This is a genomic window from Enterobacter cloacae complex sp. 2022EL-00981 (assembly GCF_028737495.1).
Taxonomy (GTDB): Bacteria; Pseudomonadota; Gammaproteobacteria; order Enterobacterales; family Enterobacteriaceae; genus Enterobacter; species Enterobacter cloacae.
This window is the reverse complement of the sequence record NZ_JAQZRK010000005.1, coordinates 13287-27715: the sequence shown is the minus strand read 5'-3', so window position 1 is coordinate 27715 and position 14429 is coordinate 13287. Positions and strand designations below refer to the sequence as shown.

The following is a 14429-nucleotide window of genomic DNA, read 5'->3' as shown; positions in this document are numbered from 1 at the left end:
TGGGGTGAGGAACGTTTACCCCTCACCCTAGCCCTCTCCCCTAAGGGGAGAGGGAAGATACGCTGTTATTTGTTGAGGAGTGCCAGCACTTCTTCAACGCTTTCAGTCTGTGCCAGACGCTCGATGACGGACTCATCATCCAGCGCGTTGGTCAGGCTGGTAATCACCTGGATATGCTCGTTATTGCGAGCGGCGATACCAATCACCAGACGGGCAATGTCGTCTTCTTCTTCACCGAAGCGCACGCCATCAGGATACTGGCAGAACACCACGCCGGTTTTGAGCACGCGGTCTTTCGCTTCCACCGTACCGTGCGGCACCGCGATGGATTCGCCCAGGTAGGTTGGCGTCAGTTTTTCGCGTTCCAGCATCGCGTCGACATATTCAGGCTGAACGTAGCCGCCTTTAACCAGCTGCTCACCGGCAAAGCGAATTGCCTCTTCTTTGGTGGCTGCGGTACGACCGAGGAAGATGTTCTCAGCACCCAGCTTAAACAGGTGAGCATTGCTCTCGTCAAAGCTGTCCTGAAGGCTGGTTCGCACTTTCACTTCGTTGTCTTCGTGACGCTGTGCGGCCACCAGACGTTCAGTCAGGCTGGTGTACAGGCCGCTGTCGAGGAAGTTGGTCAGCGAAATATGCTGTGCCTGCGGTACCTGGCGCATGGCGCGTTCGGTCAGGTCACGGTGCGTAATCACCAGGTCAACATCCGGTGGCAGGCTGTTAATGGCGCTGTTGGTCACTGAGATATTGGTCAGGCCCGCATCCTGCACTTTCTTACGCAGCACGCCGGCACCCATTGCGCTGGAACCCATACCGGCATCACAGGCAACGATGATTTTACGCACGTGGCTCAGGTCGTTAGAAACATCACCCGCTGACAGCGGCGTTGCGCCTTTGGACTCGGCTTTCATGTCGTGCATACGACGGGTGGCCGCTTCGATATCGTCATCTTCTTTCACTTTGCTGGTTTTCAGCAGGATAGAAGCGACCACGAAGGAGACTGCCATTGCCGCACAGATAGCCGCGATGTTAGCAAAATAGGCACCTTTCGGCGTCATCGCCAGTACCGCCAGGATAGAGCCCGGAGACGCCGGAGAAACCAGACCACCGTTCAGCACGCTCAGAGTGAACACACCGGTCATACCGCCGAGGATAACGGCCAGGATCAGACGTGGGTTCATCAGCACGTACGGGAAGTAAATTTCGTGAATACCACCCAGGAAGTGAATGATAGCCGCACCGCCAGCAGACTGCTTCGCGCTGCCGCGACCAAAGAACATGTACGCCAGCAGAACGCCCATACCCGGACCCGGGTTCGCTTCAATCAGGAAGAAGATGGACTTGCCGAGGTCATGAGACTGCTGAATACCCAGCGGTGAGAAGATACCGTGGTTGATGGCGTTGTTCAGGAACAGGATTTTCGCCGGTTCAACAAAGATAGACGCCAGCGGCAGCATGTCGTGCGCCACCATGAAGTTAACGCCCGCCGCCAGAATCTTGGACAGGACTTCAACTGCCGGGCCAATGCCGAGGAACGCCAGAATTGCGAGGATCATCCCGATGATGCCCGCAGAGAAGTTGTTCACCAGCATCTCGAAGCCGGATTTGATTTTGCCATCAACCCAAACGTCGAATTTCTTAATCGCCCAGCCACCCAGAGGACCGGCGATCATCGCACCGAGGAACATCGGCATATCCGCACCGACGATAACACCCATGGTTGTGATGGCACCCACTACGCCACCACGGTCACCGCCCACCAGACGACCACCGGTATAACCGATGAGCAGCGGCAGCAGGTAAGTAATCATTGGGCCAACAAGTTTCGCCAGCGTTTCGTTAGGCAACCACCCTGTCGGAATGAATAATGCAGTGATGATACCCCACGCGATAAACGCGCCGATATTTGGCATCACCATATTGCTGAGGAAACGACCAAAGCTTTGAACTTTGATCTTGAAATCGGATGACATAAAACACCCCTTCTTCTGTTTACGCTTAGGCTTGCGGCCCGAGGTTTATTGTTAATGAGGCGGCAGAGGTAGCCGGGCCCTGTTCTGATGCTGTGAAATCTGGCACTGAATCGTTCAACTGTCCAGACGGCGAAAAATTGTGTGATCACAATCACGTAAATGCAGGGGGTGTGGCGGGAAATGAGGTGATCTTAATCACAAAATCACAGTCTAAAAAAAACACAATGGGGAGAAAATCGGCAAAACACCCCTGTTTTTGTGAGATGAATCACATTTAGTTGTCGCGGGTTTGTTTCTGAGTTGTGATTTAATTCACAAAAAATTTTTATACGGATTTCTCCGGCTGTGATCGGCGGCAAATTCTGCCTGACGAATGAGCGTCACGATGGTTCCGGGCAACACGCAAAGCTAAAAAACCACTTTTCATGTGTGCTATGGCGAAAAGCGAAAACGTGGATTACGCTCATAATGTAAGGTTAAGTATAATATTATTCAGGATATATTTTGACACGTTTATAAACTTGCATGGAGATATTATAAAAACCGATACTCCCCGGCTCTGAAATAACCAGTCTACCTTTTATGTTTAAAAATAAATTAATTAGGTTACGTACTGTTTTATTAATTTAATGAGTTGACGTTGTTTAAGTGAGGAGAATATGTTTCTCAACTATTTTGCGCTGGGCGTATTGATTTTTGTTTTTCTGGTTCTGTTTTACGGAATCATCGCCATTCATGACATCCCCTATAACATGGCCAAAAAGCGTAATCATCCCCATGCCGATGCAATCCACACGGCGGGCTGGATTAGCCTGTTTACGCTCCATGCCATCTGGCCGTTCCTGTGGATCTGGGCCACGCTGTACCGGGAAGATCGCGGTTGGGGCATGCAAAACCACATCACCAAACCTGATGAGGTGCCGGGTATGGATGCGCTGGCCAAACGCGTGGCCGAATTAGAACAAAAGCTGGCAGCGGTACAGCCCACTGCTGATACGAAAACGCTGGAGCGCTAATTATGGATCTGTTGATTATTTTGACCTACGTGGCGTTTGCCTGGGCGATTTTTAAAATATTCCGTATTCCGGTCAACCAGTGGACGCTCGCCACCGCCACATTAGGTGGGGTATTTATTGTGGCGGGCCTCATTTTATTAATGAACTATAACCACCCGTATACGTTTACGGCGCAAAAAGCGGTTATTTCCATTCCGATTACGCCGCAGGTGACCGGCGTGGTCAGCGAAGTCACTGATAAAAATAACCAGCTTATTAAAAAAGGCGAAGTGTTATTTAAACTTGACCCGGGCCGCTATCAGGCACGGGTCGACAGACTGCAGGCCGACCTGGTGACCGCGACGCACAATATCGACGTGCTCAAAGCGCAACTGTCGGAAGCAGTAGCCAACACCACGCGCGTGTCCGCCGAGCGGGACCGTCTGTATAAAGATTACCAGCGCTATCTCAAAGGCAGCCAGGCGAAGGTAAACCCGTTCTCTGAGAGCGATATCGACAACGCGCGGCAGAACTATCTGGCTCAGGACGCGCTGGTAAAAGGCTCAGTGGCGGAACAGACGCAGATCAAAAGCCAGTTAGACAGCATGGTGAACGGCGAACAGTCGCAGATTGCCTCTTTACGCGCCCAGCTGGCCGAAGCCAAATACAACCTGGATCAGACCGTGGTACGTGCGCCGAGCAATGGCTACATCACCCAGGTGCTGATTCGCCCGGGAACGTATGCCGCCGCGCTGCCGCTGCGCCCGGTCATGGTCTTTATTCCTGAACAGAAACGCCAGATTGTGGCCCAGTTCCGTCAGAACTCGCTGCTGCGTCTGAAGCCGGGCGATGAAGCGGAAGTGGTGTTTAACGCCCTGCCGGGGCAGGTCTTCTCCGGCAAGCTCACCAGCATTCTGCCGGTGGTGCCAGGGGGCTCATATCAGGCGCAGGGGGCACTGCAATCGCTAACGGTAACACCGGGAACGGATGGCGTGCAGGCGCTGATAGAACTGGAGCCTAACGCCGACGTTGATGTGTTGCCGGACGGTATTTACGCGCAGGTGGCGGTCTATTCCGACCATTTCGCGCACGTCTCGGTGATGCGTAAAGTCCTGCTGCGCATGACCAGCTGGATGCACTATCTCTATCTTGATCATTAATCCTCGCCGGGCAGGAATGCGACATGCATACCTGCCCTTTTTTCAGCGCTTGATCCATACTGACTTTTTCTGGCATCAAGGATCAGGCAATGAAACTCATCGGCAGCTACACCAGTCCCTTCGTGCGAAAGATCTCGATTCTCCTGCTGGAGAAAGGGATTGAATTTGAATTCGTTAATGAACAGCCCTATAACGCCGAAAACGGCGTTGCGCAGTACAACCCGCTGGGGAAAGTCCCGGCGCTGGTAACGGACGAGGGCGAATACTGGTTTGATTCCCCGATTATCGCTGAGTACATCGAGCTGCTCGGCGTTGCGCCAGCCATGTTACCGGCAGATCCGAAGGCGGCCCTGGCAGTGAAGCAAATTGAAGCGCTGGCCGATGGCATCATGGATGCGGCGTTAACTTCCGTGCGCGAGCAGGCAAGGCCCGTTGCTCAGCAGTCTGAAACGGAGCTGCTGCGCCAGCGTGAGAAAATCAGCCGCAGCCTGGACAGGTGCGAGCAGCTCATCCAGGAGGGCAAAATAGCAACGGATAGCCTGAATCTGGCGACGATCGCTATCGCCTGCGCCATTGGTTATCTCAACTTTCGTCGCGTCTCTCCGGGCTGGTGCGTCGACCGTCCGCTGCTGGTGAAGCTCGCCGAAACGCTCTTCCAGCGCGAGAGCTTCGCCCGTACCGAACCGCCAAAGGCTTGACGCGGGTTATAACACTTCGCGTCAGGAGGCGGTACAATCCCTCCACATGTTAACTCCCTCTCCCGTCGGGAGGGGGGATGATATTTACTCGCCAGGCGCTTTCATGACTACTCATCACTCCCTGTACAGCCAGATCCCCGCTACCGACCGACTCCTTCGAGAACCCCTTATTCATTCCGCTGTCGAGCGGTTCGGCCATACCGCGACGGTTGAGATGTTACGTCTGCTTCAGGACGAGGCCCGGCGCCATATTCAGGCAGAAAATGCCTTGCCCGGCTGGTGCGTGGCGTGGGAGCAGGAGCTGGAACAGAGGCTGGTTGAGAAAGGGCAAAGCGCGTTGCGCCCGGTGATTAACCTGACGGGGACTGTCCTGCATACCAATCTCGGGCGTGCGCAGCAGGCGGAAGAGGCGGTAGATGCCGTAGCGCAGGCCATGCGTTCGCCTGTCACGCTGGAGTACGATCTCGACGGAGCAGGACGCGGGCATCGTGATCGGGCCCTGGCGGATCTGCTTTGTCAGCTCACCGGTGCTGAAGATGCCTGCATTGTGAATAACAACGCGGCGGCGGTCCTGTTGATGCTGGCAGCGACCGCCAGCGGCAAAGAGGTGGTCGTCTCGCGTGGCGAGCTGGTGGAGATTGGCGGCGCGTTTCGCATCCCGGACGTGATGCGCCAGGCGGGCTGTACCCTGCATGAAGTGGGTACCACTAACCGGACCCATGCGAAAGATTACCGTGCGGCGGTTAATGAAAACACCGCCCTGCTGATGAAGGTCCACACCAGTAATTATCATATCGAAGGGTTCACTAAAGCCGTTGAAGAGGCCGAGCTGTCGGCGATAGGCCAGGAGCTGAATGTGCCGGTCGTTGCCGATCTCGGCAGCGGCTCGCTGGTGGATCTGAGCCAGTATGGTCTGCCGAAAGAGCCGATGGTGCAGGAGATGATTGCGGCGGGCGTTAGCCTGGTCAGTTTTTCCGGTGATAAGCTGCTGGGCGGGCCGCAGGCCGGGATCATCGTCGGTAAGCGTGAATTGATTGCGAAACTGCAGCAGCATCCGCTGAAGCGCGCCCTGCGTGCCGATAAAATGACGCTTGCCGCGCTGGACGCGACACTGCGGCTCTATCTCCACCCGGAGAAACTGGCGGAACGCCTGCCAACGCTGCGTCTGTTAACGCGTGATGCCGCCTCGATTCGCGCGCAGGCCGAGTTACTGTTGCCCAATGTCGCGTCGCATTACGCCGATTTCGACGTGCGCATTGAGTCCTGCCAGTCGCAAATTGGCAGTGGCTCGTTACCGGTGGATCGGCTGCCCAGCGCGGCCCTGACCTTCACCCCGCGCGATGGCCGCGGCAGCAGGCTTGATGCGCTCTCTGCGCGCTGGCGTGCTCTGCCTACGCCGGTTATCGGGCGAATTTACGATGGCCGAATGTGGCTGGATCTACGCTGTCTTGAAGATGAAGAGCGATTTCTGGAGATGCTGTTGAAATGATTATTGCCACCGCCGGTCATGTTGACCACGGAAAAACCACCTTGTTGCAGGCCATCACGGGCGTGAATGCCGATCGCCTGCCGGAAGAGAAAAAGCGCGGTATGACCATCGATCTGGGTTATGCCTACTGGCCGCAGCCCGATGGCCGCGTGCTGGGCTTTATTGACGTCCCCGGACACGAAAAGTTTCTTTCCAACATGCTGGCGGGGGTCGGTGGTATTGACCATGCCCTGCTGGTGGTGGCCTGTGATGACGGCGTTATGGCGCAAACGCGTGAACACCTGGCGATCCTGCAGTTGACGGGCAACCCACAGCTAACCGTGGCGCTGACCAAAGCCGATCGTGTGGACGCGACGCGTATTAACGAGGTGCGCGAGGCGGTGCAGGCCACGTTGCGCGAATATGGCTTTACCGATGCTGCGCTGTTTGAAACAGTCGCCACAGAAGGGCGCGGGATCGACGCACTTCGCCACCATTTGCAGCAGCTTTCGTCGCGGGAACATGCCAGCCATCATCGCTTTCGTCTGGCCATCGACAGGGCGTTTACCGTTAAAGGTGCGGGTCTGGTGGTGACCGGTACCGCCCTGAGTGGTGAAGTGAAGGTGGGCGATACCGTATGGCTGACGGGTATTAACAAGCCGATGCGGGTGCGCGGGTTGCATGCACAAAACCAGCCCGTTGATCATGCCCATGCCGGGCAGCGTATCGCCCTCAATATTGCCGGCGATGCGGAGAAAGCGCAGCTAAACCGCGGCGACTGGCTGCTGTCTGAGGCGCCGCCAGAACCGTCTGAGCGGGTGATTGTCTTCCTGCAGACGCATATCCCGCTCAGTCAGTGGCAGCCGCTGCATATCCACCATGCGGCCAGCCATATCACCGGGCGCGTGTCGCTGCTGGAAAACGATCTCGCTGAACTGGTTTTCGATACGCCACTCTGGCTGGCAGATAATGACCGTCTGGTGCTGCGTGATATTTCGGCGCGAGAAACGCTGGCCGGGGCGCGGGTGGTGACGCTCAACCCGCCGCGGCGCGGGAAGCGTAAACCGGAGTATTTGCAGTGGCTGTCGGCACTGGCGCAGACCAGTAACGATAAGGCTGCGCTGGAGGTGCATCTTGAACGCGGTGCGGTGAACCTGACCGACTTCGCCTGGGCACGACAGCTCAGCAACGAAGGCCTCCTCCCGCTGACCCAGCAGCCGGGTTTTATCCAGGCCGGTAATAACCTGCTGAACGCGCCGGTTGCGGCGTGCTGGCAGCGAAAGGTGTTAAACACGCTTGCCACCTACCATGAACAGCATCAGGATGAACCTGGCCCGGGGCGCGAGCGCCTGCGTCGTATGGCGCTGCCAATGGAAGACGATGCGCTGGTGCTGTTGCTGATAGAAAACATGCGTGAAAGCGGCGTGATCAAAAGCCACCACGGCTGGCTGCATCTGCCGGATCACAAAGCCGGGTTCACCGCAGAGCAAGAGGCAATCTGGCAAAAAGCGGCCCCTCTGTTTGGCGATGAGCCCTGGTGGGTTCGCGATCTCGCCCGTGAAACGAATACCGACGAGCAGGTGATGCGCCAGGTATTGCGCCATGCCGCGCAGCAGGGGCTCATCGTTGCGATCGTGAAAGATCGTTATTACCGCAACGATCGTATCGTCGCGTTTGCCAGCCTGATCCGCGAACTGGATCAGGCGCGAGGCTCCACCTGTGCGGCTGATTTCCGCGATCGTCTGAACGTGGGGCGAAAGCTTGCCATTCAGATCCTGGAATATTTCAACCGCATCGGTTTTACCCGCCGTCGCGGTAACGACCATTTATTACGGGATTCGTTGCTCTTTCCAGAAACAGCGTGACCCCTGTCGTAAACACCACTCCCGGCTGGCGATAAAATCACCAGCCGGTACTACCCTTGTTGTACACCAACAGCAAGGAGACGGTCATGACAAACAATCCTCCCTCTTCACGCATTCAGCCAGGCGAGTACGGTTTCCCTCTCAAGCTAAAACCCCGTTATGACAACTTTATTGGCGGCGACTGGGTGGCACCCGTCGACGGCGAATACTATTCCAACCTGACTCCCGTCACCGGCCAGCCGCTGTGCGAGATAGCCAGCTCAGGCAAGCGCGATATCGATCTGGCGCTGGATGCGGCGCATAAAGCCAAAGATAAATGGGGACAGACTTCCGTGCAGGACAGGGCGGCGATCCTGTTCAAAATTGCCGACCGGATGGAGCAAAATCTTGAGCTGCTGGCGACGGCAGAAACCTGGGATAACGGCAAGCCGATCCGTGAAACGATGGCGGCCGATGTGCCGCTGGCGATTGACCACTTCCGCTATTTTGCCTCCTGTATTCGTGCTCAGGAGGGGGGAATCAGTGAAGTCGATAGCGACACCGTGGCGTATCACTTCCACGAGCCGCTGGGCGTGGTGGGGCAGATTATCCCGTGGAACTTCCCGCTGCTGATGGCGAGCTGGAAAATGGCGCCCGCGCTGGCGGCCGGGAACTGCATTGTGCTGAAACCGGCCCGCTTAACGCCGCTTTCAGTACTGCTGCTGATGGACATTATCGGTGACCTGCTGCCCCCGGGGGTGATTAACGTGGTCAACGGGGCCGGGGGGGAGATTGGGGAATACCTGGCGACCTCAAAACGCATCGCCAAAGTGGCGTTTACCGGCTCGACGGAAGTGGGTCAGCAGATCATGCAGTACGCCACCCAGAACATCATTCCGGTGACGCTGGAGCTGGGCGGAAAATCCCCGAACATCTTCTTCGAGGACGTGATGGCGGAAGAGGACGCCTTCTTCGATAAAGCGCTGGAAGGGTTTGCGCTGTTTGCCTTTAACCAGGGCGAAGTCTGCACCTGCCCAAGCCGCGCGCTGGTGCAGGAGTCCATCTATGAGCGCTTTATGGAACGGGCCATTCGCCGCGTGGAGTCGATCCGCAGCGGTAACCCGCTAGATAACGTGACGCAGATGGGCGCGCAGGTGTCGCATGGACAGCTGGAAACCATCCTTAATTACATTGATATCGGCAAAAAAGAAGGGGCGGATGTCCTCACCGGTGGACGCCGTAAAGTGCTCGGCGGCGATCTGCAGGAAGGGTATTACCTTGAGCCGACCATACTGTCTGGCAAAAACAACATGCGCGTTTTCCAGGAGGAAATTTTTGGACCGGTGCTGGCCGTGACCACCTTCAAAACGATGGAGGAGGCGCTGGAGATTGCTAACGATACGCCGTATGGCCTGGGGGCGGGCGTCTGGAGCCGCAACGGCAATCTGGCGTATAAAATGGGCCGGGGGATCCAGGCCGGACGCGTATGGACCAACTGTTATCACGCCTACCCGGCGCACGCGGCCTTTGGGGGTTATAAGCAGTCAGGCATCGGGCGTGAAACGCACAAGATGATGCTGGAGCATTATCAGCAGACGAAATGCCTGCTGGTCAGCTACTCCGATAAACCGCTGGGGCTGTTCTAGTCATCCAGCTCAGGCCGTCCGTGGGCGGCCTGAGCTATTTGCTGGCGAAGATTATTCAGGACACCATCCAGAACATATTGCACGCGCCATGGCTGGTATTCACGCTTGCGGAAGATGGCCGTCAGATCCAGCCACCATTCTTCCTGATGCGGGAAGCAGGGAACCAGTGAACCGTTTTTTAACTCTTTTCTCAGGCTCTCTTTCGGCGCAAAGACGATACCGAGATTATTCCTCGCCAGCTCCAGGGCAGTTTGCGTATTGTCGCAAATATAATTCCCGGTAACCCGGTAATCCTGTACATCATCACTGCCATGAACGCGGAACCGCCAGATGTTAGCATCATCCACCAGCATGGAGTCGATTAAAATACAGGAGTGATGAATTAAATCTTCCGGGCCGTTTAACGGGTGCTGATGTAAATACTCTTCGGTTGCGAAGGCGGTAACGGAATATTGGGTTAATACACTTGCGACCAGACTTTCATCTTTCGGCTGAGCATAGGTAATTAAAATATCGCAGTCATCCGGAAAGGTCACCCCCTCAGAAAATTCATTGCGATCCAGATTGTATGTTTTCAGCGAAATACGAATATCGCCAATATCTTTTATCTGGTGGATCACATGACGAGAGAGATAGGTCACGATGCCTGTCGGGGCGTAAATCGTCACCTTTCCACGCTTTTCATGCTTATAATCGGCAATAAAATTAATAAGCTGACTATTTTTATCCAGCGTGGCGTTCACGTAAGGAAGCAAGGCCTCACCAAACTGCGTTAGCGCAAGCTGACGGGTGGTGCGCTCAAAGACCTTGAGACCGACTCGTGTTTCAAAATCAGAGAGATATTTACTGACGTTGGCCTGTGCCATGCCCAGCAGGGCGGCGGCGTCACCAATGCTGTGGGTAGCGGCGATGACGGAAATTATTTTTAATTCACGGGGTTTTAGTTGTAATTTATTCATCATGCCCACCCATCTATATGATTTTATATATAATATTATATAAACAGCGGCGTTGCATACGCAAATTTGTAACCATTATTATTCGCCTCGCTTGTTCGGCGTTTAAATGGATTACATGGAATGACTATTAAAAACAATTTACTCATCGCTGCCACGTTATTTGCGACCTCATCCGCAATGGCCGGTGACTTTTCACTTGGCGCGGGGGCTGTATTTAATGAGTCACCTTATAAAGGGTATAATGAAAATACCACCGCGGTTCCGTTAATTAGCTATGAAGGTGACCGATTCTATGTGCGCCAGACCACAGGTGGATGGATCCTGTGGAAAGACGAAAAAAATGAATTTAGCCTGACCGCGTCGTGGATGCCGCTGCATTTTGATCCCGACGATAACGACGACCCTCAGATGAAACATCTGGATGAGCGTAAAGCGTCTGCTTTCCTGGGTGGCGCCTATTACCGCCATGAAAACTGGGGCTCGCTGAAAATGGCCGTTTCCGGCGATGCGATGGATGAAAGCGGTGGCGTAGTCGGTGAGATTTCGTACTTCCGCCCCATCCGCATGGAACGCCTCACGCTGACGCCATCTGTGGGCATTTTCTACAGTGACGAGAGCTATAACGACTACTACTACGGGGTTTCCGGCAGCGAGTCTCGCCGCTCAGGTCTCAATGAATACGCCGCCGGTGACAGCTGGACGCCATACGTGGGTTTGGCGGCAAAATATCAGTTAACCCAGAACCTGTTCCTTAACGCCAGCGCGGTTTATACCGTATTGCCTGACGACGTGAAGAACAGCCCGATGATCGACCGCGACGACAGCTTCGCGCTGATGACCGGGCTGAGCTGGCGCTTCTGATGCTGTAAAGCCGGGTGGCGGCTTCGCCTTACCCGGCGTTGTGATAGCGCCTGTATTTTGATCTGCAATTTACCTGTTCAGCCTTTCTTTTTGCGTTGCTCCTTCCTGTTCAGACAAAACCCGGCTGCGTTTGCATTTCCTTTCGTCTATTGTCATCTGCACCAGTAGCGATGGTGTGTATGATGTGTATAATCATGGAAGGATTGGAATGTGAAAAGTGCGGATGTCATTACTGTTCTGGTCAGGCATGGCTGGAAATGTGTAAGAACGAAAGGAAGCCATCATCAGTTTCGCCACCCAGTACATGCGGGGTTGGTGACCGTTCCACATCCCAAAAAGGACATAAAACCCGGCACCCTCGCGCAAATCTGGCGGCAGGCGGGAATCAAACACTGATATCAGGAGTAGTTATGTTTTATCCGGCTTACATTCATTCTGATCCCGACGGTAGCGCCAGCGGTTTTTTTCCTGACGTTCCTGGTTGTTTTTTTGCCGGCAATTCTCTGGATGATGCTTTTCAGGATGCACGTGATGCACTGACAGCTCACTTCGAAGCGCTATTTGAAATGGATGAAGAGTTACCTCTCCCTGGCAATGTTGAAGCACATCTTGAAGCCACACCGGGTGATTTTATCGGCGGACAATGGTTGCTTGTAGATATCAATATGAAGCAATTCGACGGTAAGGCCGAGCGTATCAATATCACCCTGCCTCGTCGATTGCTGGTGAAAATTGATTCTTTTGTGAATGAGCATCCGCAGTTTAGTAACCGAAGCGCTTTTCTTGCTGAGGCAGCGCGTCGCGTGCTGCCTTAACGATCCCTCTCCCGTGGGAGAGGGTTGGGGTGAGGGCATCAGGCCGCAGATATTCAGTCCTCATCCACCCAAATGCGCATTTCCCCTTCTCCCCGGTTAGCCCAGCTAAACCACGGAATAAAGGTCAACGTTTTGGGTTGACGTTGCACCGCAGGACGGTCGTACTGCCATAACGCCTCCGATCCCGCTTCTGCGGCGTCATGCGTGACACCTTCCGCCTGAATCAGCATCTTATGAGCGAAAATTCCTTTACCCTCGAAAACCCGGAATTCACTGTTGGCAGGCAGGGCAAGATTATGCAGGTTGGCGCCGTTGTCGGCTTCTTCCAGGCAGTAGACCAGCGGACCGCGCTGCAGCGCGACCTTTCCGGCCTGCTGACGAACCTGTGGGTGACCGTACACGCGGCGGACCGGCATCGGTAAGGTTAGCGTGAGCGTATCGCCCTCCTGCCAGCGACGGGTGAGGTGAAGATAGCCCCGTGATACCTCGCCCGTCATGCCTTCTCCGTTCAGCGACACGTGAGGATTTGCGCACCAGTCCGGCAGTCGCAGGGCCAGGGTGTGCGTCACCGGTACGGGCGAGGCGATCTCAATGTTGACCTCTTCCTGCCACGGATAATTACCGCTGATCCGCAGCTTAAGCGTCTCATCGCCCACAGGGAGGGTGACCTCATTCCCTACGTAGAGATTAATGAAAAGCGCATCCGGGCGAACGGTGTAAATGTAATGCCCCAGCGACGTCAGCACGCGGGCGATATTCGGCGGGCAACAGGCGCAGCCGAACCAGCGCTGACGAACCGGTTTGACGTGGTCATAGATGTGGTTAAAGGCCAGCGTCCTGGGGTGCACTTCCAGCGGGTTAACATAGAAGAAATGCTTACCGTCCAGCGCCATGCCGCCCAGCACCGTGTTGTACAGGGCGCGCTCCATCACGTCGGCGTAGCGGCTATCCGCTTCCATCTCCAGCATCCGACGGGCAAACATCATCAGGCCAATCGAGGCGCAGCTTTCGGCATACACCGTATCGTTGGGCAGATCGTAATCGCTGCTGAAGGCTTCACCGCTACTTTGCGAACCAATCCCGCCGGTAATGTACAACTGGCGCTGCGCCATGTTGTTCCACAGGCGTAAGCAGTCCTGACGTTTTGCGTCGTCTTTGCTCAGACGAGCCAGGTGTGCCATACCCGCCATCAGGTAGACAAAACGCACCGCATGGCCAATCGCTGTTTGTTGTTCAGCAAGCGGTTGATGCGCCTGGCTGTAAGCTTTGTCCTTGACCATCCATGCCGGGCCGTAGGTGTGCCAGTACGATGTTCTGCCGCGCTTCTCGTATTCGATATCATAGAAGTGAGGCTGCGTACCGCGCGCCTCGATGAAGTATTTCACCAGGTTCAGGTAGCGTGGCTCCTCAGTAACGTCGTACAGCCGCATCAGCGCCAGCTCGATTTCCGGGTGGCCCGGATAGCCGTGAAGCTGGCCTTCCCGGGGGCCGAAAACGGTGTCGATATGATCTGCCAGTTTACACACCACCTCCAGCAGTCGGCGTTTTCCGGTGCCCTGAAAATACGCCACGCCAGCTTCGATCATATGCCCCGCGCAGTAAAGCTCGTGGCACTCGGCCAGATTTGTCCAGCGTTCGTCGGGCGCTTTGACGGTGAAGTACGTATTGAGATAACCATCTTCACACTGCGCCGCGGCGATCAGTTCAATCACCTCATCGGCGGTTTTTTCCAGTTCAGCATCGGGTTTCTGACACAGCGACCACGCCACGGCTTCCAGCCATTTCGCCACGTCACTGTCCTGAAATACCATGCCGTAGAACTCACCTTCTTCAAGACCTGCCGCAATGCGGAAGTTGGTGATGGCATGACTGGGCTCGGCTTCTGCCACGCGATCGTTGAGCGCATCCCACTGATAGGGGATGACCACATCACGCACCAGCCGCTGATACTGGCCAAGAAACGGATCGTTGATTTTCAGGTTATGCAGGTCGGCTTCCATTATGGACATC

Annotated in this window: 12 protein-coding genes; 9 read left to right on the top strand and 3 right to left on the bottom strand. The window is 55.2% G+C overall.

The genetic code is table 11. The features are described from left to right. Nucleotides 1-65: 65 nt before the first annotated feature. Nucleotides 66-1973: a PTS mannitol transporter subunit IICBA gene (locus PUZ33_RS06485; protein ID WP_020686515.1), complete on the bottom strand. Its 1908-nt coding sequence runs from the start codon at nucleotides 1971-1973 to the stop codon at nucleotides 66-68. 659 nt (nucleotides 1974-2632) lie between these two features. Here PUZ33_RS06485 and PUZ33_RS06480 point away from each other — a divergent pair. From PUZ33_RS06480 to exaC, 6 genes are all read left to right on the top strand, one after another. Beyond that, nucleotides 2633-2989: a DUF3302 domain-containing protein gene (locus PUZ33_RS06480; protein ID WP_013094935.1), complete on the top strand. Its 357-nt coding sequence runs from the start codon at nucleotides 2633-2635 to the stop codon at nucleotides 2987-2989. 2 nt (nucleotides 2990-2991) lie between these two features. Then, on the top strand, nucleotides 2992-4128 hold the full coding sequence (locus PUZ33_RS06475; RefSeq protein ID WP_062676829.1) for an HlyD family secretion protein: 1137 nt from the start codon (nucleotides 2992-2994) through the stop codon (nucleotides 4126-4128). Between the two features lie 89 nt (nucleotides 4129-4217). Further along, nucleotides 4218-4826, top strand: coding sequence for a glutathione S-transferase (locus PUZ33_RS06470; protein ID WP_013094937.1), 609 nt, complete (start codon nucleotides 4218-4220; stop codon nucleotides 4824-4826). Between the two features lie 103 nt (nucleotides 4827-4929). Next, on the top strand, nucleotides 4930-6315 hold the full coding sequence (selA, locus tag PUZ33_RS06465) for an L-seryl-tRNA(Sec) selenium transferase (RefSeq protein ID WP_058681625.1): 1386 nt from the start codon (nucleotides 4930-4932) through the stop codon (nucleotides 6313-6315). Further along, nucleotides 6312-8159, top strand: coding sequence for a selenocysteine-specific translation elongation factor (gene selB, locus PUZ33_RS06460; protein ID WP_058681626.1), 1848 nt, complete (start codon nucleotides 6312-6314; stop codon nucleotides 8157-8159). The genes selA and selB overlap by 4 nt, the downstream gene beginning before the upstream one ends. Before the next feature lie 86 nt (nucleotides 8160-8245). Further along, complete coding sequence (gene exaC / locus PUZ33_RS06455) at nucleotides 8246-9784, top strand: acetaldehyde dehydrogenase ExaC (protein WP_020686520.1); 1539 nt, start codon at nucleotides 8246-8248, stop codon at nucleotides 9782-9784. Here the strand turns inward: exaC and PUZ33_RS06450 are convergent. Continuing rightward, on the bottom strand, nucleotides 9781-10746 hold the full coding sequence (locus PUZ33_RS06450) for a LysR family transcriptional regulator (protein ID WP_062676828.1): 966 nt from the start codon (nucleotides 10744-10746) through the stop codon (nucleotides 9781-9783). The genes exaC and PUZ33_RS06450 overlap by 4 nt on opposite strands. A gap of 117 nt (nucleotides 10747-10863) precedes the next feature. On the opposite strand from PUZ33_RS06450, the gene PUZ33_RS06445 reads away from it, so the two are divergent. The 3 genes from PUZ33_RS06445 to PUZ33_RS06435 all read left to right on the top strand — a co-directional run bounded on the left by PUZ33_RS06445 (nucleotide 10864) and on the right by PUZ33_RS06435 (nucleotide 12419). Further along, nucleotides 10864-11604, top strand: a complete 741-nt coding sequence (locus PUZ33_RS06445; protein WP_058681627.1) for a MipA/OmpV family protein — start codon at nucleotides 10864-10866, stop codon at nucleotides 11602-11604. A 210-nt stretch (nucleotides 11605-11814) separates the two neighbouring features. Further along, nucleotides 11815-12000: a type II toxin-antitoxin system HicA family toxin gene (locus PUZ33_RS06440; protein WP_071843252.1), complete on the top strand. Its 186-nt coding sequence runs from the start codon at nucleotides 11815-11817 to the stop codon at nucleotides 11998-12000. A 14-nt stretch (nucleotides 12001-12014) separates the two neighbouring features. Next, nucleotides 12015-12419: a type II toxin-antitoxin system HicB family antitoxin gene (locus PUZ33_RS06435; RefSeq protein ID WP_013094943.1), complete on the top strand. Its 405-nt coding sequence runs from the start codon at nucleotides 12015-12017 to the stop codon at nucleotides 12417-12419. A 53-nt stretch (nucleotides 12420-12472) separates the two neighbouring features. Here PUZ33_RS06435 and PUZ33_RS06430 read toward each other — a convergent pair whose 3' ends face one another. Further along, the gene (locus tag PUZ33_RS06430; RefSeq protein ID WP_058681628.1) at nucleotides 12473-14428 is read right to left on the bottom strand and encodes a glycoside hydrolase family 127 protein; all 1956 of its coding nucleotides are present in this window, start codon (nucleotides 14426-14428) and stop codon (nucleotides 12473-12475) included. Nucleotide 14429 lies beyond the last annotated feature (1 nt).

Bases quoted from the DNA above. Each gene is read 5' to 3' on its own strand.
- PUZ33_RS06480 (WP_013094935.1), top strand. From the start codon at position 2,633: ATGTTTCTCAACTATTTTGCGCTGGGCGTATTGATTTTTGTTTTTCTG.
- PUZ33_RS06475 (WP_062676829.1), top strand. From the start codon at position 2,992: ATGGATCTGTTGATTATTTTGACCTACGTGGCGTTTGCCTGGGCGATT.
- PUZ33_RS06470 (WP_013094937.1), top strand. From the start codon at position 4,218: ATGAAACTCATCGGCAGCTACACCAGTCCCTTCGTGCGAAAGATCTCG.
- PUZ33_RS06485 (WP_020686515.1), bottom strand. From the start codon at position 1,973: ATGTCATCCGATTTCAAGATCAAAGTTCAAAGCTTTGGTCGTTTCCTC.
- selA (WP_058681625.1), top strand. From the start codon at position 4,930: ATGACTACTCATCACTCCCTGTACAGCCAGATCCCCGCTACCGACCGA.
- exaC (WP_020686520.1), top strand. From the start codon at position 8,246: ATGACAAACAATCCTCCCTCTTCACGCATTCAGCCAGGCGAGTACGGT.
- PUZ33_RS06435 (WP_013094943.1), top strand. From the start codon at position 12,015: ATGTTTTATCCGGCTTACATTCATTCTGATCCCGACGGTAGCGCCAGC.
- PUZ33_RS06450 (WP_062676828.1), bottom strand. From the start codon at position 10,746: ATGATGAATAAATTACAACTAAAACCCCGTGAATTAAAAATAATTTCC.
- PUZ33_RS06430 (WP_058681628.1), bottom strand. From the start codon at position 14,428: ATGTCCATAATGGAAGCCGACCTGCATAACCTGAAAATCAACGATCCG.
- PUZ33_RS06445 (WP_058681627.1), top strand. From the start codon at position 10,864: ATGACTATTAAAAACAATTTACTCATCGCTGCCACGTTATTTGCGACC.
- selB (WP_058681626.1), top strand. From the start codon at position 6,312: ATGATTATTGCCACCGCCGGTCATGTTGACCACGGAAAAACCACCTTG.